Below are 24383 nucleotides of genomic sequence, written 5' to 3'. Positions count from 1 at the left end.
GATCCTGCTCCTGTTGAAGAGCGAGGCGGATTGCCTCGCCGATCAACGGTGGCAGGAATGGCGGATCGAGTTCGGACCAATGCCGCCGGAGCAGCTACCGCGAGAGCGGTTTAGTCCATTGGCCGATACCGGCGGTCAACGCGATGCCGCCAGCACGCGTGGTCAATCAACCTCCGGGAACCAGTCTTAGGCCCCCGCAGGAAAGTCGGTCGAGAACGCCAGCTCGCGTTGCGCCTCAAGCTCCGCAAGCCGCGTGGTCAGAGCCTTGTGCATGGCGGTGTAGGCGTCGCTGCCCAGCGCCAGCCGCTTAGGCGCCGGATGCTGGTCGACGCTGGCGATCATCAGCGCCACCATCCTGGCCGGGTCGCCGATGGGCAACAGCTTCGCCTCTTCGATGATCTTGTGAATGCCGGCGACCGGAGTGCCGGCGTAGGCCTCGATCCATGGTCCCAGCCGCGAGCTGCCGTAGCGGAACTCGGTGCGAGCGCCTCCCGGCTCGACCAAGGTCGCCTCGATGCGGAAGCCGGCCACCTCCTGGCCGACGGCGTCGATGAAGCCCTCGATGCCCCATTTTCCTGCGTGGCACAGCGAGCCGCCCGGCGATGCCGCCTGCCCGCCGTAGGTCGACAGCTGCAGGACGCGGCCGCCGCCCTGGGCGCGCAGATGCGAGATCGCCGAGCGGACCAACTGGATCGAGCCGACCAGGTTGGTGTCGATCTGGTGGCGGATCTGTTCGTCGGTGAAGGATTCGGCGGCGCCGAACAGGCCGTAGCCGGCATTGCTCACGATCACGTCGATGCGCGGATGGCTGGCGAACGCTGCCTCGACGAACTGCTGGACGGCAGCGGCATCGCTGACGTCCAGCAGATGCAGCGCCAGGCGATCGCCGTGCGCCTCCGCCAGGTCTTGCAGCGCGCCCGCCTTGCGGACGGTGCCGATCACGCGATCACCGCGTGCCAGCAGTTGCTCCGTCATGTGGCGTCCGAAGCCGCTGCTGACGCCGGTGATGAGCCAGGTTCTCTGTGTCATGTCGATTTCCCAAATGGTGCTTGCTCGGCGACCTGCCGATGGGATCGAACGATAGGCGCCGGTCGGTAGACTTTGAATACAGGAAAATCTGCAATTCATTCTCAAAAATCCAAATGACCGGCGATCCCTTCTCCGACGTCCTTGACCTCATCCATGCCCGGTCCGTGGTCTCCGGGGGCTTGATCGCGGGCGGCGACTGGGCGATCCGCTTTCCCGCATCCGACCGGATCAACTTCTGGTGCCTCGTGCGCGGCCAATGCTGGTGCGCGATCGATGGTGGCGATGCGCCATTCCTGCTGAGCGCGGGGGACTTCCTGCTGCGCCGGTCGCCGCGCAGCGCCGTCCTCGCGACGGACCTGAGCTTGGCGCCGATCGATCTGGAGGCCGTCACGTCCGCGGCCGTGGGCGGCATCAGCCGGCACGGGCAGGGCGAGGAGTTCTTCATGATGGGCGGCAAGGTCGACTTTGATGCCGTGCGCGGCGCCTCCTTGATGGACGCGCTGCCCGCATCGATCCGCATCCCGCAAGGCTCGGCCCACGCGGCCGTGCTGCAGCTCTTGCTCGCGCAACTGGTCCGAGAGCGCAGCGATGCCTTGCCGGGCATGGGTGCTGCATCGGCGCAGCTGGCACACCTGCTGTTCATCCAGGTGCTCCGTGCGCATATGGATGAGCAGGCCGAGCCGAGCCCCGGCTGGCTGCGGCTGCTCGGCAATCGCCGCCTGGCTCCCGCGGTGCGGCTGATGCACGGCGATCCGGCGCGAGCCTGGGCGCTGGAGGAGCTGGCCGAGGCCTGCGGCATGTCGCGCGCCAGCTTTGCGGCGCACTTCAAGGCGAGCGCGGGCCTTGCCCCCTTGGCCTACCTGACCCGCTGGCGCATGCGGCTGGCCGAGCGTGATCTGCGCGAAGGCCAGGCCTCGGTCGCGTCCATCGGCTATGCGCTGGGCTACAGCTCGGAGAGCGCGTTCAGCAACGCCTTCAAGCGCGTGGTCGGGCAGGCGCCGGCGCACTACCGAGCGGGCTCGCCGGTTTCAGGCCGCTCATGATCAGTCGGTCGAAGAGCCGGTCGGACAGCCAGTGCCTCAGCAGTAGCAGCGGCGTGGCCATCAGGCCTGCGTGGTATCGGGTCCGCGGCCGGCGGGCCCGCAGTGCCTTGACGATCAGGGCGCTCACCACTTCCGGCTCCGGCGCGCGGGCCTCCTGCGGGCGCAGGCGCGTCATGGCGGACACCAGGCCGGCATAGGGACCTGCGCCCGAGAGCCGCTGGCTCTCCGCCGCCGCGATGTCGCTCCATTGGGTGCGTATGCCGCCGGGCTGGATCACGACCACGTCGATGCCGAAGGCGCTGACTTCGTTGCGCAAGCCATCGGAGTAGCCCTCGAGCGCGAACGTCAAGGCGTGGCCCCTCCGTGAAGCTCAGCTCGCCTCAGGTTGCCTGGGACTCGCCGAGCGAATGAACTGCCGGGGCGGCTGTCCGAAGTGGCGGCTGAACGCGGTACTGAAAGTGCTGGTTGATGCATAGCCGACACGCTCTGCGACCTCCGCGATGGCCAGACCCTCGCGGCCCAGAAGGTCTTTGGCTAACGCCATGCGCCACGACAGCAAATACTCCATCGGCGCGACGCCCACCGTCCGGCTGAACCTGTCGAAGAACGCCGAGCGAGACAGGGCCGCTATGTTCGCAAGTTCAGCGACTGTCCACGGATGCGCGACGTGCGCGTGCATCTGCTTCAGGGCCGACGCCAAGCGCTCATCTCCCAAACCTTTCAATAGGCCTGGCGGCGCGGTGCCCGAACTGGTCGACCGCATCGCCTCGATCAACATCATGCCGACCAGGTGGGACAGCATCAGTTCTTGGCCGGGCCTCTGATTTACATACTCTTCGCCGACCATGCTGACCAGCTGAGCGAGTCGTGTTGACCCGGGTACGTGAACGACCAGCGGAAGCAGCGACACCAGCAGCGCGGGGTCGGAGGCCTCGAACAAGAATGCGCCCCCGAGCGAACGCATATCGGCCGCACCGTTCTGGTCGCCATACCGGACCTCGCCCTCTCCGCCAATGGTGTTGGGGTCCAGGTGAATCGGCGGCGCTGGCGAGAAGCTGGAGATGGTGAAAGCCGGCGTCGTCGGCAGCAGGACGAAGTCGCCGGCGTTCAGCGTGACGACTTCATTCCCGTCGACGGCGAGCTTGCAGCTGCCCGCGAGCATGATGCAAAAGCTCGGCCGCCTGTAGGCGGAGCAGGCGTCCGTACAACCCCCAGTATTTATGCGGCTTCCGAGGCAATTGACCGAAGCTACCCCCAAAGTCACCCCCAAAATTTTCTGCAAGTGGAGGGATCTTTTGGGTCACAAAGGGACGATAGGTCATCCGGCAGTTGGGCAAGTCTCGGTTCCTCTATTGAGCCGCAAACCTGAAAATACGAACCAGATTTTGAGCCGAAAAGGCGAGAGTGGGCTAGATCATGCTTACTTGGTTGGCGGCCGGGTGGTGGAGTCGCCATTCCGACGAAGTGGCGCAGTCTCTTCGCCACCGCCTCACAAACGGGTTGTCTAGCGCTTCGCACGCTGATCGCGATCTAGAGCCTCTCAGCGGCTCCTGCCGACCATCTAGTCGCGGGCCCACCGACGGATGCGAGCGATCAGCTTGGTCGGGCTCACGGTGAGCACGTTCTCGTCGTCGAGAGGCATCAAGGGGATTTTGCTCAGGGCCGTCTCGACGTCAACGTATCCATATTGCAGAAGCGCCTTGCAGAAGTCACGGTCCTTGTCCCGCCCTGCGACAGCCTTTGCGAGGAACAGGTCAAGGGGATCCAGACAATAGCCGGCATATCCTTTGGTGTTCTCGTTCTGAATCTTGCACACCCGCGCCATCCAATCGCTGGGGAGCTTGGATGTCGCGGGATCGACCCCCTCTGCGTAGTAGCCGTTGGCCGTATGGAAGTCTGAGAACTCGCCAATGACGCCTTCGATCTCCTCCGCCAAGTGCGGAGCGAACAATGGATAGACATCAGCTTCCATTGATGCGGTGAACTCGGCCGGAGCGTTTGGATACGCGCCTAGGATCGACTGTGAACCGACAACCATGATGTCGTACTGGTTCGTGATCGAAGCACAGGCCCGAATGATGTGCTCAAGCTGCTCGCGGGTCATGGGATCAGGCCCGATTCCGTTGCTTGATGCTCAGTCGAGTTGTCTTGAGCGTGCGAAGACCCCATCAGAGCTGACGCGCTGTTAAGAACGACGCCCTTTTTCAGGGTGGAGAGCTGCTCAAGAATGGCCTTGCGCGCCGCATCTGAGACCACGACACCCATTGGCGATGCAGACCGCAGCTGCTGAGCCCGGGCGGTTGATCCCAACACCTTGCGCCAAGCATGGTCAGCCAGGATCTTCTCCCATTCGCGCCAAAGGCTTATGGAACGCGAGTTAGGCTGATCACGGATCCACTTCGCCAGTACGTCGTGGACCTCCTCGAGGCGGCTTGGATCTGCCTTGACGACTCGCACGGCCTCCTCGTGAAGGGACGTGCTCAGCAAGTCCTGTGTCTGATGCTTGAGGGCTGACGGCTGGATGTTGACCGTCACCGCAGGCGGGAGGTGCTTGCTGCGGGCCGCAACTGAACCTGCTGGAGCTGGCGTCATGGTGTCGCCGGTCAGCAGGGCCAGTTCCCCATTGATCCCGAGCTCGGTCATCACCCGCAGGTAAGTGCCGATCGACGGTGTCGGTTCGCCGGCCTCAACGGATCGCAGCGTTTTTCGATCGATATCGGCAGCCTTGGCCATCTGCTCTTGAGTCATAGATTGAGCAATTCGCAAAGCACGAAGGCGCTCACCGAGCTGCTGCAGCAGATGGCGGTTCATGATGGCGCCGTGATGTTGCTTGATCATATGGGGAAAATATTACCCATTTTTTGAAGAAATGTCCAATATGATCCCCATCTGATGGGCCGCCCCGCAGACCACCGCGGCGCAGGGCATGCCGTCGTGCCTCCAATTCGGCGGTGGCGCCAAACGAGGTCGCCTCCCGGCGGGAATGGCTGCTGGACCAGCTCCGCGTCGCGGGTGCGAACGACGGCAACATCGCCTTCCACATTCTGTTTCCGACCATCAGCATCGCGCTGCGCTGGGTGCTCCTGTTCTTCCGCTGGCGCTGGCTCAGGACTCACTCTCAGGCTTGGCTGACGGCCTATCGTTTCTGGACGAAGGTCTTTGGCAGGCCGCCGAGGCGCCAGAGTCACTGGCTTTCGTCCTAGTTGGATGCGTGATCACCGTGCCGATCATCCTGGCCTACACGGCGTTCTGATACCGGGTGTTCTTGGGAAAAGCCCAGCCGCTGGCGTATGCGTGAGCGTCACGTATGAACATGCGATGCTTTGTCGCGCGATCTACTGGCGGTGATTGTGATTGACGGCAAACCGCTCGGTTGTCCAGGGATGAAGGATTCGGGGGGAGGCTGCCATGTGGCAGCCAGATCATCCATTCGCGCCCATGTGGTGCGATCCTTCTGGCTGCGTCGCAGAAGCGAGCGCCGCCATAGATCAATGACGTGGTGCCGGTACCGAAGATCGCAATCCCCGAAACGGTTCGATTGAATGCGCGATCGCCGCATATCGAAACGTCGAGGACGGATGCGCTATACGGCGCGATCTGGATTTCATGCTGTTATGCCACGCCGCATGTAGGCAAGTGCGCGCTTTGGAGCCACAAGCTATTCCTGACGGTCAGCGTCGTATCGAAACACATGGCTGGCGATGCACTTGCTCCTCACCCGCAGCAGCATGTCCCCGTAGGTCGTCTGTTCGTCGTTGATCCACTGTCGCCCGCTGGCTATTTGATGAAGCGGCCTGGGAGCGCAAAGCAGCTCGTTCCTGGATCGGTCTGCAATGGGAGGTTGATCGCGATCAGGCTGAACAGAAGGCTAAGGAGCTCGTTAGTCAATTCAATGGCCGCCGGCTTCCGCTCGATGATGCGCGGTACAAGAACTGGCGTAGCCTCAGGTTGCCTGAGAACTCACCGAGCGAATGAACTGCCGGGGCGGCTGTCCGAAGTGGCGGCTGAACGCGGTACTGAAAGTGCTGGTTGATGCATAGCCGACACGCTCTGCGACCTCCGCGATGGCCAGACCCTCGCGGCCCAGAAGGTCTTTGGCTAACGCCATGCGCCACGACAGCAAATACTCCATCGGCGCGACGCCCACCGTCCGGCTGAACCTGTCGAAGAACGCCGAGCGAGACAGGGCCGCTATGTTCGCAAGTTCAGCGACTGTCCACGGATGCGCGACGCGCGCGTGCATCTGCTTCAGGGCCGACGCCAAGCGCTCATCTCCCAAACCTTTCAACAGGCCTGGCGGCGCGGTGCCCGAACTGGTCGACCGCATCGCCTCGATCAACATCATGCCGACCAGGTGGGACAACATCAGTTCTTGGCCGGGCCTCTGATCCACATACTCTTCGCCGACCATGCTGACCAGTTGAGCGAGTCGTGTTGCCCCGGGCACGTGAACGACCAGCGGAAGCAGCGACACCAGCAGCGCGGGGTCGGAGGCCTCGAACAAGAATGCGCCCCCGAGCGAACGCATATCGGCCGCACCGTTCTGGTCGCCATACCGGACCTCGCCCTCTCCGCCGATGGTGTTGGGGTCCAGGTGAATCGGCGGCGCTGGCGAGAAGCTGGAGATGGTGAAAGCCGGCGTCGTCGGCAGCAGGACGAAGTCGCCAGCGTTCAGCGTGACGACTTCATTCCCGTCGACGGCGAGCTTGCAGCTGCCCGCGAGCATGATGCAAAAGCTCGGCCGCCCGTAAGCGGAGAAGCGCACCGCCCAGTCACCCTTGCCGCTGATCGGATTGGTGAAGACCGCGCGCGGCTTCAGGAGCTTGACGACCTCAGTCAGCGGATCACTCATGGGTCAGCGGTCGGGATGAAGGCTCAACAGGACACGATTTTGCTGCACTGAGAGTCCACCCGGTGGCCGCCCCGAACGTTCTCATCATGCTGGCCGGGAATGGCGACGAAGGCCGCCGCCAGGATGCTGATGATCAGCGTGCCGAGGTAGGTGCCTTGAGACGCCATCATCGCGGCTTGCCTGTCAGTGCGACTTGGCGTGGGCGTGGGCGAGGGCCACGGCATCGGCGCCGGCCGCGAAATGCAGGCGTTTCGTCATGTCGTGTACTGCCTGCCAGACAACCTCGGCCACATCCAGTTCATGCGTGACCTCGCCCGGGTTGGCGAAGGCTGTGAAGATCGGATCGGCAAATGGCCGGTAGGCCTCGGGAATCAAACCCTGCATGCGCTGACCGCCGTTCTCGGTGAAGCGGGTGGTGGGACCGTAGCCGGGCTCGACGAGCTTGACGCGGATGTTGAAGGCGTCGAGCTCGTGGGCAACAGAGCCCGTCAGTCCTTCGACCGCAGCCTTGCTCGCCGTGTACACCCCAGCCAAGGGGAAGGATGCGAGCGTGCAGCTGGAGGTCACGTTGATGATCACACCTTCCTTTCGCTCCCGGAATTGCGGGATCACGGCCTGCATCATGGCCATCGTGCCGAACGTGTTCGTCTCGAAGACTTCACGGATGACGGCGAGCGGCGTGGCTTCGAAGGCGCCGACGACGCCGATGCCGGCGTTGTTGACGAGTGCATCTATGGGGCCTGCAGCGAGGACTGCGGCGGCGACGCTGGCTGGGTCGGTCACGTCCAGTGCAATGACGCGCATGCGCTCCGATTCAGGCAGCAGCTCAGGCCGCGGCTTGCGCATGGTGGCGATGACCTTCCAGCCCATGGTGTGGAAGTAACGGGCGGTGGCTAGGCCGTAGCCGGAGGAGCAGCCGGTGATGAGAATGGTCTTCATCGTGAGTTCCAGGTGGTGAATGCGATGCCATAACGATAGGTCGGGGCGGCCGGACTATCTACGGCCTTAAGTCCGAATATGTTTTGCATTCGTCCAATCCTCAGCTGTGCAGATGCCGTGTTCAGCACGTGAGCATCCCTACCCATGCCGTTGCCGATGGCACGCCGGCCGGATTTGCAGCTCACCGTTCAGGTAGACATTTCTCGCCTGCGTGTCGTTGGGTGAATGACCGTAGGGCCTTGTGGCCGCCGCGTCGACGCGTTGCTGCTACAGCGTCTAGAGCGCCTGAGGCCCGCGTCGATGGGCCGTCGAAGCCTGTTTCATGGCTATTGCTGACACCCACTTCTGCTCCAGTTGCAGCCGCTCGAAGCGATCCGCCAGGTACTGCGTGAACACGCGAATCTTGGCCGGCTGGTGGCGCCGGCTTTGATAGGCGAGGTTGATCGTCAGTTGCGGCAACTGCCAGTCCGTGAGGACTGGGATCAGTCGGCCAGCGACGATGTCCTCGTAGATGATGTACATCGGCTGGATCACGATGCCGTCGCCGGCCAGGCCCGCTGCGCAGATGACCTGACCCTCGTTGGCTTGGAGCGCGCCGGAGATCGGCATCGACAACTTGTCGGCGCCGCGCCGGAAGTGCAGGGTGAACGGATCCTTGGCCAGGTTGTAGACGAGCAGGCGGTGGCCGCAGAGGTCTTCGGGCCGGCTCGGTGTGCCGTGCCGCGCCAGGTAGCCCGGCGACGCCGCGAGCACCCGCGGCGTGCTCGCCAGCTTGCGCACGGTGATGCTTGAATCGGCCTCGTGTTCGCGTGTGCGGATCGCCACGTCGATGCCGGCCTCGATGAAATCGAGGTAGCGGTTGGCGGTGACGACCTCGACGGACAGCCGGGGGTAGCGCGTGCGGAAATCCGGCAGGTCGGGCGCGATGTGCATCATCGCGAAGGACACCGAACTGGTGATGCGGAGCAAGCCCTGCGGGTCGCTGCTGGACTCGTTCACTTCGGCTTCGGCTTCGGCCATTTCCCCGAGGATCGCCAGGCAGCGTTGGTGGTAGTTGCGCCCGGCCTCGGTCAGCCATTGGCGGCGGGTCGTACGTTCCAGCAGTCGGCCGCCGAGCCGATCCTCCAGCGCGCTCAGGTGGCGGCTGGCGGCGGCGTTCGACAACCCGAGATGCTCGGCCGCGGCCGAGATGCTGCCCAGTTCCACCGTCTTCACGAAGAGTTCGACCTGGGTCCAGCGGTCCATCTGATTTATCCGGTGAGAGGAAGGAAGATTTCCGAGTGGAGCATTTTTCTCCGTCGAGTGGAAGGATATCGTTGCGTTCAATGACGGTGCCAAACAAGTCACCGATCCACTGGAGACAAGCAGTGCGCAACATCAACGAAGACACGATCACCCAGGCGGTTCTCGCTTCCATGGCGGGTTGCCGCGACGCGCGGCTGCGCGAGGTGATGACCAGCCTGGTCCAGCACGTGCATGCCTTCGCTCGCGAAACCAAGCTGACTGAAGCCGAGTGGTTCCAGGGCATCGAGTTCCTGACCCGGGCCGGGCACATCACCGATGACAAGCGCCAGGAGTTCATTCTGCTGTCGGACGTCCTCGGGCTGTCGATGCTGGTGACGGCTCAGAACAATGCCAAGCCGGCCGGCTGCACCGAGGCGACCGTGTTCGGCCCCTTCTATGTCGATGGCGCGCCGGTCGTCGACAACGGGGCGGACATCTCTAACGGCGCCAAGGGCGCGCCTTGCTTCGTCAGCGGCCAGGTGCGCGGCATCGACGGCAAGCCGGTCCCAGACGCTGCGCTGGATGTCTGGCAGTCCGACGACGAGGGCTTTTACGACGTCCAGAAGCCGGCCGATGGTCTTCACGAGCACCAGGCCCGTGCCCGGCTCTACACCGACGCGCAGGGCCGCTTCGACTTCCGCTCCATCCTGGCTCAGCACTATCCGATCCCCCACGATGGTCCGGTCGGCTGCATGCTTGAGAACCTGGGCCGCCACCCCTGGCGGCCTGCCCACCTGCACTTCATGATCCAGGCACCGGGCTACGAACGCCTCATCACCCACGTCTTCCGCGACGGCGATAAGTACCTCGATTCCGACGCCGTCTTCGGCGTCCGCTCGAGCCTCATCGCCGACTGGAAGCGCCATGACCCCGACGCCCGAAAGACCGGCACCAATGAGCCGTACTACAGCCTGCAGTACGACTTCGTCCTGAACCCGTCGAAGAAGGCAGCCTGATGATCCGGCACATCGTCATGTGGCGCGTGAAAGGTGAGAGCGCCGACGAGCGCCGCCGTGGCCGGCTGCAGGTGAAAGCCGCCTTCGAGGGCCTGCGCGGTCGCATCCCCGGCATGACGCGCCTGGAAATCGGCCTCGACACGAGTGGCACCGACTACGCCTGCGACGTGGTGCTGGTCACCGACTTCCATTCGCAGCAGGCGCTGGACGAATACGCGAACCATCCGGAACATCTGCGGGTGCGCCGCGAACTGGACGGGATCCGCGTGACCCGCCATCAGGTCGACTACGCCGCGGAGTGACGGGAAGACGATGGACAAGCTCGACTTCACCTATGTACCGCGTGCAGGCCGCGTCGTGTTCGGCGCGGGCAGCCTGGCGCATCTCGAACGCGAGGTGCTCGCGCTGGGCGCCCAGCGGGCATTGATCCTCTCGACACCGGAGCAGCGCGGTGCCGTCGAGGCCGTCGCACGGATTCTCGGCGACCGCGCCGTCGGCATCTTCGATGGTGCCGTGATGCACGTGCCGATCGAAGTGGCCCGCGAAGCCCGCGAGGTGGCCCGGCGACTCAAGGCTGATTGCGCCATCGCGATCGGAGGGGGCTCTACCGTGGGCCTCGGCAAGGCAATCGCACTGGATTCCGACCTGCCCATCCTCGCGATCCCGACGACCTATGCCGGCAGCGAGATGACGGCGATCTACGGCATCACCGAGGGCGGCCTGAAGCGCACTGGCACCGACCTCCGCGTGCTGCCACGCACGGTGATCTACGACCCGATGCTGACGCTGAGTCTGCCGGTGGACATGTCCGTCACCAGCGCGATCAACGCGCTGGCCCATGCGGCCGAGGGCCTGTATGCCCGCGACGTCAATCCGATCGCGGCGTTGATGGCCGAGGAGGCCATCGCCGCCATCGGCGAAGGACTGCCCGGTATCCACGCGAACCCGCAGGATGTCGACGCCCGCGCCAAGGTGCTGTACGGCGCCTGGCTCGCCGGCAGCGTCCTCGGAAGCGTTGGCATGGCACTGCACCACAAGCTTTGCCACACGCTCGGCGGCAGTTTCAATCTGCCGCACGCGGCCACGCACACCATCGTGCTGCCCCATGCGCTGGCCTACAACGCGGACGCAGCGCCCCAGGCGATGCGACGCATCGCCCGTGCGCTGAAGTCCGACGACGCGCCTCGAGCCGTCTACGACCTGGCCGGCAAGCTCGGCGCGCCTCGGTCCCTGAAGGATCTCGGCATGACGCTGGCTGACATCGACAAGGCCGCCGAGATCGCCAGCGCCAACCCGTACTGGAATCCGCGTCCGATCGAGCGTGAAGCGATCCGCACGCTGCTGCAGAACGCGTTCGAGGGCAGCCCGCCACAACAGCAAGGAGACAAGCCATGAGCAAAGAGAACCTGGGACTCAACACGACCGTCGGCATCGCCTGCCTGGGCATCACCCATCCGCACACCAGCGGCCGCGTGCGCGCGGTGCAGCGACTGGCCGAAATGGGCCAGAAGGTCCGCATGCTCGGCGCCGCCGACGAGAGCCCGTTGCTGAAGCCGTTCTGCGAGGCGCTCGGCCTGCAGCCGCGCAGCAAGCGCGAGATCCTTGACGACCCGGATGTGCACGTCGTGTATGTCCATTCCAAGAGCTATGAGATGGCCGACCTGTCCATCGAGGCGCTCGAAGCAGGCAAGGCCGTGTTGTGCGAGAAGCCGGCCGGACGCAACGCTGCCGACGTGCGCCGCATCGCGGACGCGGTCGAGCGCACCGGCGGCAAGCTGCAGGTGGGCTACTGCTGGCGCTATTCGCCGGCCGTGGACAAGATGCAGGAAGTGATCCAGAGCGGGCGGCTGGGCAAGATCATGCAGGTGAGGGCGCACGGCGGCTGCTCGCATGACGAGGCCGACACGAACCACATGAAGCAGCCGGGTGATATCGGCGGCGCGATGTTCGTGATTTCCTGCCACCTGTTCGACCGGGTGATCCACCACTTCGGCATGCCGCGGTCCGTCAATGCGCGCATCACCAAGTTCCCCGGCGTGATGGGCCCGACCTCACGCGAGGACGCCGCCGGCGCGGTGCTGAACTACGAGGACAAGATCGTCGTCGTCGACTTTTTCTCCTGGGATCCGCTGCCGTGGCTGGAGACCTGGGACATCACCGCCTACGGCACCGACGGCGTGATGTCGAGCCGACCCTCGCCATCGAGCTACAAGATCTGGGACAACGGCAAGCACGGTCATCCCGAAGGCTGGACCGAGTGGAGCGAGAACAGCTTCCCGATCAACTGGGCCTCGAAGAAGACCATCTACTCGCCCGAACTGGCCGAGATCGGCAACCCGGTGTTCTTCGACCGGGAACTCGCTTCGTTCATGAACTCCATCCGCACGGGGGCGCCGATTTCCGTCCCCGCCACACACGCGCTCAAGATCAGCACGCTGATCGAGGCGCTCTTCACTTCCTCGCAGCAGGCGGGGACAGAGGTAACACTGTGAGCAACAAACCCGAACTGCTGGCCGCCTACTGGACGCTGGCCGGCGATGTCTACCCCGGCGCACCCACCGAGGTCAGCCCGTATTCGCTGGCCGAACGCGCCGCCGCCGCTGCGAAGGCGGGCTATACCGGCATGGGCCTGGTCCATCAAGACCTGACCCACTACGCCCAAAAAATCGGCTATGGCGGCATGCGCCAGATCCTGGCCGACAACGGCATCGCGCATGTCGAGGTCGAGTTCCTGAGCGACTGGTGGCTGGACAAGTCGGACCCGCTGCGCCAGGCCTCCGACAAGGCCCGTGCCGAGCTGATGGAGGCCGCGGCTGAACTGAAGGCCCGCAACTTCAAGGTGTCGCCGCGCCTCTTCGACGAGACGCCGGCCGATGTGCAGCGCATGGGCGACGATTTCGCCCGGCTCTGCGAGCAGGCCCGCGAGGTGGGCTCGAACATCATCATGGAGATGATGCCGTTCACCAACGTCCGCACGCTGGACGTGGCGACCGGCATCGTCGCCCACGCCGACCAGCCCAACGGCGGTCTGCTGATCGACATCTGGCACGTCCATCGCGGTGGCATGAGCTATGGCGAGATCGCCAAGGTGCCAGCGCGCTTCCTGAAGGGCATCGAGCTGGACGACGCGAATGCGAACGTCGTCGGCACGCTGTTCGAGGACACCCGCTTCCAGCGACGCCTGTGCGGCGAAGGCGTGTTCGACGTGCCGGCCTTCCTGCGCGCCATGCACGCGGCAGGTTTCGATGCACCGTACTACGGCGTCGAGATCATCAACGAGAACTTCCGCCTGCAGCCACTGGACGAGATGGCCAAGACCTCGTTCGACAGCACGATGCGCTCGATCGAGCTGGCATTCAGCAAATAAATAACCATCCGGAGACATCACCATGATTCGAGTTGCAGTCCTCGGCGCCGGCCGTATCGGCCAGATCCACGCCGCCAACGTCGCCGCGAACCCGCTGGCCAAACTGGTCGCCGTGGTCGACCCCATCGCCGCAGCCGCGCAATCGCTGGCCGGCCGCCTCGGCGCTGAATCCGCGACCGATGCCGAAGCGACGATCCGCCGCGGCGACGTCGATGCAGTCGTCATCGGCACCCCGTCCGACACCCACGCACATTTGATGCTGGTGGCGGCCCGCGCCGGCAAGGCGGTGTTGTGCGAGAAGCCGGTCGACAACGACCTGGCCAAGGCCGATGAGGCGGTGGCGGAGCTGAAGAAGCTCGATGCCCGCGTGATGATGGCCTTTAACCGCCGCTTCGACCCCAGCAACATCGAGCTGCGCCGCGCGATCGATGCTGGCGACATCGGCGAGGTGCGCCAAGTCATCATCAGCAGCCGCGATCCCGGACTGCCGCCGCGTGACTACGTGGCCCACTCTGGCGGCATCTTTCGCGACATGGCGATCCATGACTTCGACATGGCCCGCTTCCTGCTCGGCGAGGAGCCGGTCGAGGTGTATGCGAAGGCCAGCCGCGTCGTGAACCCGGCGCTGATGGAAGAGTTCGACGACTACGACACGCTGATGGTCATCATGCAGACGGCCTCGGGCAAGCAGTGCCACATCAACTGCTGCCGCGAAGCGAGCTACGGCTATGACCAGCGTTTCGAGATCCTGGGCTCCAAGGGCATGCTGATGAACGACAACCTGCGACCCAGCACCGTGCGCCGCTACAACGCGACGGAGACCGAGGCACTGCCGCCGCTCCTGAACTTCTTCCTTCAGCGCTACACCGACGCCTACCGCAACGAGCTCGACGCCTTCCTGAAGGCCCTCGACGCGGGCACTGCGATGCCGACCAGCCCGTCGGATGGCCGGCAGGCGCTGCGCCTGGCGGAAGCCGCCATCGAATCGGTGAAGACCGGCCGATCGGTGCGCGTCTAGACAAGCCGCCCGCTCAGTTCTCTCTTCCAAGCACAAGCCCCGGGGGCCGGCCCGGGGCGCGGGTCGACTCGTCCCTGCGCCGGCCGCCCTCAATCATTTCTGGAGACAAGACATCATGAACAAGCAACACCTGCTCGGCATCCTCGCGGCAAGCCTGCTGGCCAGCGCTGCCACCTCGGCCTTTGCCGAGGACAAAGTCTTCTTCCTGCTGCCCAACTCGACCACGATCCGCTTCGAGAGCCGCGACGCCCCGTTCTTCGTCGAGGCGCTGAAGAAGAAGGCGCCGCAAGCCAAGGTAATCGTGCAGAACGCGCAGGGCGATCCGTCGCGCCAGCAGCGCCTGGTCGAGGACGCGATCTCGCAGGGTGCCAAGGTCATCGTCTACACATCGGCAGATGCCAACCTGTCGGCGGGCAGCCTCGCCGCAGCGGCGAGTGCCAAGGTTCCGGTCGTGCTGTACGACCACGATGCCGTCGGCGGCAAGGCGGAGGCCCACGTGGTCTTCGATTCGCTGTCGGTTGGCCAGGCCCAGGGCAAGCGCGCCGCGGAGCTGATCGCCAAGATCAACAAAACGCCGGTCAAGGTCGCCCGCATCAAGGGCAACCAGGGCGAATACGGCACGGGGCAGTACGAGGCCGGGCAGAACGAGTTTCTGAAGCCGCTGATCGCCTCCGGCAAGGTCAAGGTGGTCTGCGAGCAGTACACCGAGAACTGGGATCCGGTGAAGGCACAGTCCTTCGCGGAGGACTGCCTCACGCGCAACAAGGGTGATGTCGACGCCTTCATCGGCATGAACGACGGCACAGCCGGCGGCTCGGTGGCTGCGCTGATCAGCCAGGGCTACAAGCCCGGCCAGAAGATCGTGACGGGCGGCCAGGACGCGACCGTGGAGGCCCTGCGCTACATCGCGATGGGCTGGCAGGACAACTCGGTGCTGAAGGATCTGAAGGTCGAGGCCAACAACGCCGCCGATGTCGTCGCCTCGCTGCTGGCCGGCAAGGGCGTACCCGCGGGCCTGATCAACGGCAAGGTGAACAACAAGTTCATGGACGTGCCCGCGGTGTTCCTGCCGGTCAAGAACATCACGAAGGACAACATGGCCGACGTCGTGACGGCCGGCGTGTGGAACTGGAAGCAGATCTGCGAAGGCGTCAAGGATTCGGCGCTCTGCCAGGCCAACGCCAAGTAAGTAGTCGGCGACGAAAGGCTCATCATCATGATTGCAAGCATCGACAGCCCCGCAACCGCCGCGCCCGTGCGCGCCGGCACCAACCGCGGGACGCCGCTGATCTCCATGCGGAACATCACCAAGTCCTTCGGCTCCGTGCGTGCGCTGCGCGGCGCCTCGGTGGAGGTCTATCCGGGCGAGGTGGTTGCCCTCGTCGGCGACAACGGCGCCGGCAAGTCGACCTTCGTCAAGGTGATGGCCGGCGTCCACGGCTTCGACTCCGGCGACTTCGAGATCGACGGCAAGCCGGCCAAGATCAACAATCCGTCGGATGCGACCGCGCTGGGCATCCAGACCGTCTACCAGGACCTGTCCCTGTGCAACAACCTGGACGCGGTACAGAACCTGTTCCTCGGCCGCGAGTTGACGGGCCCGGGCTGGTTCGGCCGGCGCATCCGCCGCGCTGAGTGCGAGGTGCGCGCCCGCGAGGTGATGACGCGCATGAGGCTGGGCAACCTGTCGCTCAGCCGGCCGGTGGGCGCCATGTCCGGCGGCCAGCGGCAGAACATCGCCATCGCCCGTTCGATCCTCTGGAAGCCCAAGCTGCTGATCCTCGATGAGCCGACCGCGGCGCTGAGCCATTCGGCCGCGGAGCAGGTCTCGAATCTGATCCGCACCCTGGCGGGCGAGGGCCTGGGCATCGTCGTCGTCAGCCACGACATCCACCACTTCGTCGTCAAGTCGACCGACCGGATCGAGGTGATGCGGCTCGGCGCCAACACGGCCAGCTTCAAGTCGCGCGAGGTGACCGGCGAGCAGGTGGTCAACGCGATGGTCGGCGGCAACGAGAGCGTCAACCTCGCGGGTTGAAGCCCGTCCAATCCAAGGAGAACGAAATGGCACAAGTGCTGGCTTCGACCACTTCACCCGCGTCGTCCATCGATTCGGGCACCTATCCCATCGCGCCCAAGCGGCGCAGTTTCAGCGAGCTGTTGTCCACCGACCTGCGGGCCTTGCCCGTGGTCATCGGGCTGGTCGCGCTGTGGATCTTCTTCGCCGTGCAGAGCGACGTGTTCCTGTCGCCGCGCAACCTCTCGAACCTGCTGCTGCAGAGCACGGTCGTCGGCATCATGGCGCTGGGCTTGATGTTCGTGCTGCTGGTCAAGGAGATCGACCTGTCGGTCGCCGCGATCAACGGGGTGACGGCAGTCCTGATGGCCAAGCTGATCGTCGAGTTCGGCTTCTCGCCGTGGACGGCGGTCGGCGCGGCCATCGTCATCGGCGCGCTGATCGGCTGCGTGTCCGCTCGCTGGATGACCTACGTCGGCGTGCCGTCCTTCGTCGTGACGCTGGGCCTGGGCCTCGCGCTCAACGGCGCGCAGCTGCTGTTGCTGCCGCCGACCGCTCGCTACGGCCTGATGGGCACCGGTGTCGAGCAGATCGCGCAGACCCGCATCGAAGGGCCCTGGGCCTGGGCCGCACTGTTCATTGGCCTGCTGCTCTACGTGGGCCTGACGGTGTCGAACGCGATGCGCCGCCAGCGCAACGGCCTGCCGGTGTCAATGATGTCGGGCCTGGCCGCACCGCTGATCGGCGGCACCGTGCTGGGTGTGGGTGTGATCGCGATCCTCAACGCGCACCAGGGTGTGCCGCTGTTGGTGCTGATCTTCGCGGCGATGCTGGGCCTGGCCGGCTATGTGCTCAAGGAAACGCAGTTCGGCCTCTACCTCTACGCGGTGGGCAACAACGACGAGGCGGCGCGCCGCACGGGCGTGAATGTGGGCCGGATCAAGATGGCTGCCTTCGCGATTGCCGGAGCCATCGCCGCGATTGCCGGTGTGTTGGCGGCGTCACGGACTCTCGGCGTCGGCGTGTTCTCCGGCGGCGGCATCGGTGGCGGCACGCTGTTGCTCGAATCGATCGCGGCGGCGGTGATCGGCGGCGTGAGCCTGTTCGGCGGCCGGGGCTCGGTGCATGCGGCCCTGCTCGGCGCGCTGGTCATTGGCACGGTGCAGAACGGCCTGAACCTGATGGGCGTCGAGAACGAGATACGCCTGATCGTGACCGGCCTGCTGTTGATCCTCGCCGTATCGATCGACAAGTTGATCGAGAAGGCGACGGGGCAGCAGGCGTTTTAATCGGGCGCCGCGCTACCTGGGGGCTGCCGCGGGCGAGTATGCTGGATCGCGATGGTGCGCTCGAAATCCAGTCTCATCGCCTTGGTGGCCCACATCGGGTCCGTAGGCGCGGCCGATGCACAGGGGCGCAATGCGGTCTGGACGCTTTGCGTGCCCGACATGTCCGTTCCCCCTTTCATCCTCAATATCCCCGAACAGCCGGACCGGTTCGGCACGGCTGAGCTCTGGCCTCGGCCGCCGTCTAGACGAGTGGGCCGCTTGGAGAACTGGTGCACCTCCCACCAGCCCGCTGTCGCCAATTTCTGAAGGCGGGCGAGGCCGACGCGCTGATGGTCTCGGCACCGGGCGCCAATGTGAACTCGCTGCAGTTCCCGCATGACGCTAAGGGCCAGGTTGACGCAACGCGGCGGCTTGCCCGTTTGAACTTGGGCGGTCAATCCGTAGCATGACATCCTCAAGCCATGTCTGTATGTCGGCGTGGCAGGTCTCGACCCGACCTTCGCTTTGACAGGCAGGCCAATCGATTCGTGCGGAAGTACGGCGTACGGCTTCTGCGCGAGCTGTACCAGGTCTACAACCCAATGACTTACAGCGCGGCTTGCTAGATGGAGGTGGAACTGGCCATTTGCCCGCGCAGGGCTAGGTGCGGCGTCTGGCAGCGTAGTCAAATCGTATAGCGGCACTCGGGCTTGGTGCGTGCTGACCTCCTTTTGTGGGCTCGCCTCGTGGCAGCAGCCGCCCAAATGCACTTCATGTGTCGTTCGGGCAGCGGTAGCGTCCGTATACCCGCAAAACGAACGATGCGCAGACAGCGGCGCTCCGGTAGCCTGCGCCGCCATGCCTCGCATCTTCATCAGCTACCGGCGCGACGACAGCGCCGGCCAGGCCGGCCGCCTGTACGACCATTTGGCGCGCCATTACGGCGAGGACGCCGTGTTCATGGATGTCGACGGCATCGACCTCGGCACTGGCTTCGCCGCCGCGCTGGAGCGGGCGCTTGCGGACTGCGAGGCGCTGCTCGTCGTCATCGGCCGCAGCTGGACTCAGCTCGCCGATGCTGCTACCGGTCGTCCGCGCATCCTGCTGGATGACGACTGGGTGCGCCGGGAGATCGCCACCACGCTGGCGAGTGACCTGCCCGTCATCCCCGGCTTGTTCAGGGGGCGTCGCTGCCCTCTGCCAGTGCACTGCCGCCAGACCTGCAGGACTTGCCGGGTCGCCAGGCCACGACGCTGGACGATCGCAAATGGGCGGCCGACGTGGCCGCTCTCATCAGGCGATTGGAGGCGGCGCCACGGCGCCGACGCGAGCAGGCGCTGGCCGACCGCATCGCTCGGATTGGACCGCGGCGAATCGCTTTCGTTGCGGGCTTGTTCGTCGTCGTGCTTGCCGTGAGCGGCTGGATGGCTTGGCCGGTGCGCATGCCGGACCTGACAGGCAAATCCCTGGCCGTGGCGCAGTCTGCAGGGCTGCCTGGCGGTGTACCCGAGATCACCGAGCAGGAGTCTCTGACGGTGCCTGCCGGCCATGTGATCGACCAAAGCCCCGAGGCCGGCGTGCGCGTGAGCCGCTTCGAGCGCGCCCGCCTCGTTGTTGCCAAGCTCCCGCCAGCGGTGGACTTGTCGGCTCACGTTCGAATTCGCGACATCGGCAGCGAGGGCACCATCGCCGCCGCGGCCCTCGCGGTGGCGATGGAGGTGGCCTTTGGAGCTGTCGGTCGCAAGGTCGAGCTGTCGGAACGCTACCTGTACGAGCGGGCCAAGTGGATGGACAGGGATAGGGCCATGGAGGGCAGCTTCATGAGTCCATTGGTTGCCACAGCCGAGCAATACGGCGCGCCACCGCTGGTGCAATGGCCTTATGTTGTCGGCGAGCACAAGCCGCCGGCCGGTCAGACCTGGGACAAGCTTGACGAGGCAGCTGCAAGCCACACCGTGCGCTGTACTCGCCTGGATGGTCTGGATGACGTATACGCCGCACTTCGGCGCAACCGTCCCGTGCTTGTCGCTGTCACCAGTAGCGCTGAATGGGGCAGCGAAACTGCAATGAAGACAGGTGTCGTCAAGATCTCGGGCGAGGTCAGGCCGGAAGGCTCCATGGCCATTACGCTCATCGGATTCGATCCGGCACGCGGCATGTATCGCTTCGCGCACGGTTGGAGCGTCGCCTGGGGAGATCATGGCTTCGGCACAATCGACAGGGCTTCACTGCAGGCGATCTTGCAGAACCATGAGTTGTGGGCGGTAGAGCCTGAGGCGAGAACCAGTGACCGGGCCTCTTCAGCCGCTGGCCGCTGAGTAGCGTGATGTCTAGTCCACGTACCCGAGATCCATGTCGATCGGGGCTATATCCCCGGTTCCGATCGACAGTTGCCAGCGGCTCAGCCCAATACCTTCCCGCAAAGCGGCCGCTCGATAAGTGACTAGACGGTCGGGACCGTGCCGCCATCGATCAAGTACTCGGCCCCTGAAATCGAGCCAGCGCGTGGCGACGTGAGGAACGTGATGAGGTCGGCGACTTCCTCCGGCTTGGCCGGCCGGCCCAGAGGAATGCCGCCGAGCGCCTGCATGATGATCCGCTTGCCGCCCTCGTAGTCCGTCCCGGCCTGTTGAGCCAGACGCTCGGCCAGCGCAACCGCGGCTTCGGTTTCAATCCAGCCCGGCGCGACGCTCAGCACCCGGATGCCCTTGGGCGTGACCTCCTTCGAAAGCGCCTTGCTGTAGGTCGACAGCGCCGCCTTGGCTGCTGCATAGGCAATCGTCGATTCGGGCAATGGCAGGAGACGTTGGATGGAGCTGACGTGGACGACGACGCCCGAGCCTCGGGCCAGCATTGCCGGTAGGAGCGCGCGGTCAAGGCGCACCGCGGGCATCAGGTTCTGGTTGAGCTCCTTCGCCCATTCCCCATCGTCCAGTGCTGCAAAGCCGCCGCCGGGCGCGCTAGAGCCGCCAAGCACGTTCACCAAGATATCGACGCCGCCTTCATGCTGGAGTACCGACTGCGCCACGGCAGCTACGCCTTCCGCGGTCGAGAGGTCAGAGGCGAGGTAGCGAACACCCTCTACGGGATGGGCTGGCAGGGAGCGTGCGGTGGCGACGACGTGCACGCCGGCCGCTCGCAAGCCGTTCACGACAGCTGCGCCCACGCCCTTGGTGCCGCCTGTCACCAGCGCGCGCTGGCCGGCCAATCGAAGATCGAAGCTCATGCCGTGATCTCCAGCGATGCGATCAAGCCGCGTTCCAGGCGGAACGCGTAGTGCAACTCGATCGGGCTGCCCGGGAAGTTGCCGGTCACCAGGCTCGTCACGAGATGGCCGCCATCCTTTTGCTCCGCTGCGAATGGCTCGCTCGTGTATGCGTAGGCGGAGGACGTTGCAGCCTTCCAAGCCTTGATGGCTGCCATGCCCGTATGCGTGCGGCCTTCGTCCTTCACCACGCCTTGCGTAGTGAAGCAACGTGCCACGGCATCGGCACTTTGTCGGTCGGCGGCGAAGTACGCCGCGATGGGGGAGGGGAGCTCAAGAGTGTCCATGAGGAGAGCGGTTGGTGTCTGAGGCTTCTCAGAATGCCGCCGCGGGCGTGATTAGTGAATAATCCATAATCAAACTAAGCTATGTAGGTTCAAGTACACAGTGAGAGGCTCTGACTTTGCCGAACTGAAGGCGTTCGTCGCTGTGGTCGATCGCGCCAGCTTCGCGCGTGCGGCCGAATTCCTGGGGCTTTCGCCTTCTGCCTTGAGTCAGACCATCCGGCAGCTCGAAGCGCGGCTCGGCGTGCGGCTTCTGAATCGCACGACGCGCAGCGTGGCGCCAACCGCAGCCGGAGCGCAACTGCACGAGCGCATGGCTCCACTGATCCGCGACATGGACGAGGCGGTCGCCGAAGCCAGTGCTGCGGCGGGCCGGATGGGCGGCACACTGCGCATCAACACGCTAGGCATGGCCGCTCGGCAGATCATTGCGCCCCGCCTCGCGAGGTTCCACCGCTCACATCCTGACGTGCTGCTCGACATCGTGGTCGACGACGCATTGAGCGATATCGTGACCGGCCGCTTTGACGCCGGCATCCGTGTAGGCGGAAGGCTAGAGAAGGACATGATCGCAGTGCGCCTGACGCCGGACGTGAAGATGCTCGCCGCGGCTTCGCCAGAGTACCTTGCACGGGCAGGCACGCCACGCGCACCGGACGATTTGCACCACCACGCCTGCATCAACTGGCGACTGCAGGCCGACGGCCGCCCCTACCGTTGGGAGTTCGAGAAGAAGGGAAGGCGGCTTGAAATGGCTGTGCAAGGCGCGCTCACGACCAATCATGCGCACCTAGGGCTTCAGGCTGCCTTACAAGGGGTCGGCATCCTCTACGCCTTTGACCACGAAGGCGTCAGCGAAGCGGTCGCCAGCAGAGGGCTGGTGCAAGTCCTGGCCGATTGGTCGATCACGAAGCCCGGGCTGTTTCTCTATTACCCGAACCGTCGGCATTCGCAGCCGGCGCTGCAAGCCTTCATCGACTGCTTGCTAGATCGGGACACGTCTGTCCCAAGACGCCGGGCCGCCAACCGAGGCTAAGACTCTGTTCCCTGTGGCCGGAATCAACGTCGGATTCCGTGAGGGGCTGCACGCGACTCAATGTGGCCGACTGAATGGGCGGGTCAACTGCTCAGAGGCAGTCAGTTTCAGCTCGAGACATCGCGCGATTTTCAGATTGGCCGACGCTTTCCTGCGCTGCGCGGATAGGCCTCACTCTGTCGGACAAAGTCCTTTGGGAGACCAGTCCGACACCAGTGTTGTCGGTGGGCTGCCCTCACTATGCAGGATTAAAGCAAACCCCTGCCGCGGCTGTGACCCGATTGCCATCAGAAGCATTGGCGGGCCTCGACGCACTAGCAATGAATGTCCTTCGCCTCGCGCAACTTGAACGCCATCCGGTGTTTCAAGACAGCTTCCACCGCTGATCGCATAGAACGCTTCGGGACCGGAATGAACGTGTACGGGCGCCGTCATACCGGGCACAAAAGTCGATTTCAAGTATTCAACGCTGAAATTACCCTGCATCGCATCCAGTGGCAGCGGTCCAACGTCGGCGACATGATGCCCAGCTTTGAGCTCTTGTCCTTTGCCGCCAACGTTGAACAGCCATACCTTGCTGAAAGCTTGAACGACGATCCCCTTGGATGGTCTGAAGCGCTCGGCCAGCGCCACATCTGCGAAGGTATAGATGCTCCAGTAAATCGGCCCCTCGGGCAGTGCGCCCACGTCTTGGTGGGCGACAAGGCATGCCGGGCCCGGCGTCTCTCCCGCCTGCCCTGAGCAAAATCGCGACGTCGCCTGTGCATGGGCGAGCGAAGTCTGCGTGAGGAATACGGCAACTGTGGTGGCGGATGCGCCAAACAATTTCCAGTACATGGTCGCCCTTGTCACAAATCCAGCTGGAGTGTGCGCGAGAGATGCACTTTGCTGGAATCCGCGCGCCCTACATTCCAGCACAGCCCTTGCGGCATGGGCGGGTGAAATTTCCATAGTCGCCAGTTGCTTTCGACCCAGTGCAGTCGGCGGTTCGTGAAAATCTGTTGCCTGAGAGCTGCCGCTGGGGCTCGAGGGAGCGCAGACGCATCCACGCAAAACGTGGGTACGCCTGTGAGGACCCGTCGGCATGGCTGAGTTCAGAGCACCGAAGATGGCCGTCACCAACTCCTTCGACTGGGCAAGGAAATCAGTTCGCGGACACCACCTTCAGTCCAATTACGCCGCACAGGATCATTGCGATGCAGATGATCCGCAGGGGTGCAGCGGACTCGCCCATCGCGACGATTCCAAGGATCGCAGTCCCTGCAGCGCCGATGCCCGTCCAGACCGCATAACCCGTTCCCATCGGCAGCGATCGCAGAGCGAAAGAAAGAAGTACGACGCTCGTCAAGCCGCTCGCAACGGTAGCGAGTGCGGGGAGCGGACGCGTGAATCCATCTGACGATTTCATTGCAAAGGCGAAGACGATCTCGAGGAAGCCGGCGGTCGTTAGGAAAATCCAAGCCATCAGTGACAGGTCCAGTTGTTGATATCGAACGAGGAACAGGCGCTGCGTCAAGGTTCACTCGTCAGCAGCGCCTATCCATGACACTCAGACCTTGGCGGCCACGGGTGTGGAACGGAACGCCACCCCAAAGCGGTTGAACGCGTTCATCAACCCGATGGCATAGGTCAGATCGGCCAGTTCTTTGTCGTTGAACTCTGCTGCTGCGGCCGAATAGGCGTCATCCGGAACACCCGTTTCAGCCACCTTCGTGACGCTCTCCGCCCAGGCCAGCGCGGCCCGTTCGCGGGTGCTGAATACAGCACCGGCCTCACGCCAAGCGGAGATGAGCACCAGCTTCTCGACGCTCAAGCCTCCCTTGAGCAAATCGCGCGAATGCATGTCGATGCAGAAGGCGCAGCTGTTGACCTGGGAGACCCGCAGATAGACGATGTCGACCAGTTCCTTGGGAAGCCCGCTCTTTTGAACGGTGACGTAGACATTGCCAAAGGCCTTGTAGCCTTCAGGCGAGACGGCGGCGTAGTTGATGCGGGGGCTCATGATCGTCCTTCTGTACGTGGTGA

The 24383-nt window shown here is 64.3% G+C and carries 28 protein-coding genes and 1 pseudogene; 15 read left to right on the top strand and 14 right to left on the bottom strand.

What is annotated here, in order from left to right; all coding sequences use genetic code 11:
* Positions 1–190, top strand: a 190-nt coding sequence (locus SNE35_RS25015) for a hypothetical protein (protein WP_320425741.1), incomplete at its 5' end; no start/stop codon positions are given.
* Here SNE35_RS25015 and SNE35_RS25010 read toward each other — a convergent pair.
* A complete protein-coding gene (locus SNE35_RS25010) occupies positions 187–1029 on the bottom strand; it encodes an SDR family oxidoreductase (RefSeq protein WP_320425740.1) in 843 nt (280 codons plus the stop codon). The two genes, SNE35_RS25015 and SNE35_RS25010, sit on opposite strands and share 4 nt — an antisense overlap.
* Before the next feature lie 20 nt (positions 1030–1049).
* Between SNE35_RS25010 and SNE35_RS25005 the strand changes: the two genes are divergently transcribed.
* Positions 1050–2072 (top strand): AraC family transcriptional regulator, encoded by a 1023-nt coding sequence (locus tag SNE35_RS25005; protein WP_320425739.1) that lies wholly within the window; start codon positions 1050–1052, stop codon positions 2070–2072.
* Here the strand turns inward: SNE35_RS25005 and SNE35_RS25000 are convergent.
* The 4 genes from SNE35_RS25000 to SNE35_RS24985 all read right to left on the bottom strand — a co-directional run bounded on the left by SNE35_RS25000 (position 2005) and on the right by SNE35_RS24985 (position 4883).
* Positions 2005–2421 carry a hypothetical protein gene (locus SNE35_RS25000; RefSeq protein ID WP_320425738.1) on the bottom strand — a complete coding sequence of 139 codons (417 nt, stop codon included), beginning with the start codon at positions 2419–2421 and terminating at the stop codon, positions 2005–2007. The two genes, SNE35_RS25005 and SNE35_RS25000, sit on opposite strands and share 68 nt — an antisense overlap.
* Positions 2422–2442: 21 nt before the next feature.
* Complete coding sequence (locus SNE35_RS24995) at positions 2443–3336, bottom strand: AraC family transcriptional regulator (RefSeq protein WP_320425761.1); 894 nt, start codon at positions 3334–3336, stop codon at positions 2443–2445.
* Positions 3337–3633: 297 nt separating this feature from the next.
* The gene (locus tag SNE35_RS24990; protein WP_320425737.1) at positions 3634–4176 is read right to left on the bottom strand and encodes a DUF6036 family nucleotidyltransferase; all 543 of its coding nucleotides are present in this window, start codon (positions 4174–4176) and stop codon (positions 3634–3636) included.
* Positions 4173–4883, bottom strand: a complete 711-nt coding sequence (locus tag SNE35_RS24985; RefSeq protein WP_320425736.1) for a helix-turn-helix transcriptional regulator — start codon at positions 4881–4883, stop codon at positions 4173–4175. Before SNE35_RS24985 ends, SNE35_RS24990 begins: the two co-directional genes overlap by 4 nt.
* 179 nt (positions 4884–5062) lie before the next feature.
* On the opposite strand from SNE35_RS24985, the pseudogene SNE35_RS24980 reads away from it, so the two are divergent.
* Positions 5063–5233, top strand: a pseudogene (locus SNE35_RS24980) (cytochrome ubiquinol oxidase subunit I); the annotation flags it as partial.
* Positions 5234–6015: 782 nt separating this feature from the next.
* Here the strand turns inward: SNE35_RS24980 and SNE35_RS24970 are convergent.
* The 4 genes from SNE35_RS24970 to SNE35_RS24955 form a co-directional block, all read right to left on the bottom strand.
* Positions 6016–6924 (bottom strand): AraC family transcriptional regulator, encoded by a 909-nt coding sequence (locus tag SNE35_RS24970; RefSeq protein ID WP_320425735.1) that lies wholly within the window; start codon positions 6922–6924, stop codon positions 6016–6018.
* A gap of 23 nt (positions 6925–6947) precedes the next feature.
* Positions 6948–7094 carry a hypothetical protein gene (locus tag SNE35_RS24965; RefSeq protein WP_320425734.1) on the bottom strand — a complete coding sequence of 49 codons (147 nt, stop codon included), beginning with the start codon at positions 7092–7094 and terminating at the stop codon, positions 6948–6950.
* 13 nt (positions 7095–7107) lie between these two features.
* Entirely contained in the window at positions 7108–7863 is a 756-nt protein-coding gene (locus SNE35_RS24960; protein ID WP_320425733.1) for an SDR family oxidoreductase, read from the bottom strand.
* A 276-nt stretch (positions 7864–8139) separates the two neighbouring features.
* A complete protein-coding gene (locus tag SNE35_RS24955; RefSeq protein WP_320425732.1) occupies positions 8140–9108 on the bottom strand; it encodes a LysR family transcriptional regulator in 969 nt (322 codons plus the stop codon).
* Positions 9109–9230: 122 nt separating this feature from the next.
* Here SNE35_RS24955 and SNE35_RS24950 point away from each other — a divergent pair, with 122 nt between their 5' ends.
* The 11 genes from SNE35_RS24950 to SNE35_RS24900 all read left to right on the top strand — a co-directional run bounded on the left by SNE35_RS24950 (position 9231) and on the right by SNE35_RS24900 (position 20091).
* Positions 9231–10103, top strand: coding sequence for an intradiol ring-cleavage dioxygenase (locus tag SNE35_RS24950; protein ID WP_320425731.1), 873 nt, complete (start codon positions 9231–9233; stop codon positions 10101–10103).
* Complete coding sequence (locus tag SNE35_RS24945; protein WP_320425730.1) at positions 10103–10405, top strand: Dabb family protein; 303 nt, start codon at positions 10103–10105, stop codon at positions 10403–10405. Before SNE35_RS24950 ends, SNE35_RS24945 begins: the two co-directional genes overlap by 1 nt.
* Positions 10406–10415: 10 nt before the next feature.
* Positions 10416–11498, top strand: a complete 1083-nt coding sequence (locus SNE35_RS24940) for a maleylacetate reductase (RefSeq protein WP_320425729.1) — start codon at positions 10416–10418, stop codon at positions 11496–11498.
* A complete protein-coding gene (locus SNE35_RS24935; RefSeq protein ID WP_320425728.1) occupies positions 11495–12595 on the top strand; it encodes a Gfo/Idh/MocA family protein in 1101 nt (366 codons plus the stop codon). Before SNE35_RS24940 ends, SNE35_RS24935 begins: the two co-directional genes overlap by 4 nt.
* Complete coding sequence (locus tag SNE35_RS24930) at positions 12592–13470, top strand: sugar phosphate isomerase/epimerase family protein (protein ID WP_320425727.1); 879 nt, start codon at positions 12592–12594, stop codon at positions 13468–13470. The genes SNE35_RS24935 and SNE35_RS24930 overlap by 4 nt, the downstream gene beginning before the upstream one ends.
* Positions 13471–13492: 22 nt before the next feature.
* Positions 13493–14488, top strand: a complete 996-nt coding sequence (gene iolG / locus SNE35_RS24925) for an inositol 2-dehydrogenase (RefSeq protein ID WP_320425726.1) — start codon at positions 13493–13495, stop codon at positions 14486–14488.
* Between the two features lie 115 nt (positions 14489–14603).
* Positions 14604–15677, top strand: a complete 1074-nt coding sequence (locus SNE35_RS24920; RefSeq protein ID WP_320425725.1) for an ABC transporter substrate-binding protein — start codon at positions 14604–14606, stop codon at positions 15675–15677.
* Positions 15678–15704: 27 nt separating this feature from the next.
* Positions 15705–16526 (top strand): ATP-binding cassette domain-containing protein, encoded by an 822-nt coding sequence (locus tag SNE35_RS24915; RefSeq protein WP_320425724.1) that lies wholly within the window; start codon positions 15705–15707, stop codon positions 16524–16526.
* 26 nt (positions 16527–16552) lie between these two features.
* Positions 16553–17794 carry a sugar ABC transporter permease gene (locus tag SNE35_RS24910; protein ID WP_320425723.1) on the top strand — a complete coding sequence of 414 codons (1242 nt, stop codon included), beginning with the start codon at positions 16553–16555 and terminating at the stop codon, positions 17792–17794.
* A gap of 837 nt (positions 17795–18631) precedes the next feature.
* The gene (locus SNE35_RS24905; protein ID WP_320425722.1) at positions 18632–19189 is read left to right on the top strand and encodes a toll/interleukin-1 receptor domain-containing protein; all 558 of its coding nucleotides are present in this window, start codon (positions 18632–18634) and stop codon (positions 19187–19189) included.
* Positions 19165–20091 (top strand): PASTA domain-containing protein, encoded by a 927-nt coding sequence (locus tag SNE35_RS24900; protein WP_320425721.1) that lies wholly within the window; start codon positions 19165–19167, stop codon positions 20089–20091. The genes SNE35_RS24905 and SNE35_RS24900 overlap by 25 nt, the downstream gene beginning before the upstream one ends.
* Positions 20092–20216: 125 nt before the next feature.
* On the opposite strand, the gene SNE35_RS24895 is transcribed toward SNE35_RS24900, so the two are convergent.
* Both SNE35_RS24895 and SNE35_RS24890 read right to left on the bottom strand, forming a co-directional pair.
* Positions 20217–20999 carry an SDR family oxidoreductase gene (locus SNE35_RS24895; protein WP_320425720.1) on the bottom strand — a complete coding sequence of 261 codons (783 nt, stop codon included), beginning with the start codon at positions 20997–20999 and terminating at the stop codon, positions 20217–20219.
* Entirely contained in the window at positions 20996–21325 is a 330-nt protein-coding gene (locus SNE35_RS24890) for a nuclear transport factor 2 family protein (protein ID WP_320425719.1), read from the bottom strand. Before SNE35_RS24890 ends, SNE35_RS24895 begins: the two co-directional genes overlap by 4 nt.
* Positions 21326–21425: 100 nt before the next feature.
* On the opposite strand from SNE35_RS24890, the gene SNE35_RS24885 reads away from it, so the two are divergent.
* Positions 21426–22358, top strand: coding sequence for a LysR family transcriptional regulator (locus tag SNE35_RS24885; RefSeq protein WP_320425718.1), 933 nt, complete (start codon positions 21426–21428; stop codon positions 22356–22358).
* Between the two features lie 171 nt (positions 22359–22529).
* Here the strand turns inward: SNE35_RS24885 and SNE35_RS24880 are convergent, their stop codons facing one another.
* The 3 genes from SNE35_RS24880 to SNE35_RS24870 all read right to left on the bottom strand — a co-directional run bounded on the left by SNE35_RS24880 (position 22530) and on the right by SNE35_RS24870 (position 24360).
* Positions 22530–23195 carry a hypothetical protein gene (locus SNE35_RS24880; RefSeq protein WP_320425717.1) on the bottom strand — a complete coding sequence of 222 codons (666 nt, stop codon included), beginning with the start codon at positions 23193–23195 and terminating at the stop codon, positions 22530–22532.
* 307 nt (positions 23196–23502) lie between these two features.
* A complete protein-coding gene (locus SNE35_RS24875) occupies positions 23503–23823 on the bottom strand; it encodes a DMT family transporter (RefSeq protein ID WP_320425760.1) in 321 nt (106 codons plus the stop codon).
* 84 nt (positions 23824–23907) lie between these two features.
* The gene (locus SNE35_RS24870) at positions 23908–24360 is read right to left on the bottom strand and encodes a carboxymuconolactone decarboxylase family protein (RefSeq protein WP_320425716.1); all 453 of its coding nucleotides are present in this window, start codon (positions 24358–24360) and stop codon (positions 23908–23910) included.
* Positions 24361–24383 lie beyond the last annotated feature (23 nt).

The sequence above is a fragment of the Roseateles agri genome, from assembly GCF_034043675.1.
Lineage (GTDB): Bacteria > Pseudomonadota > Gammaproteobacteria > Burkholderiales > Burkholderiaceae_C > KK5.
Note: the sequence above shows the minus strand (reverse complement) of the source record. Positions and strands in the feature narration are given on the sequence as shown.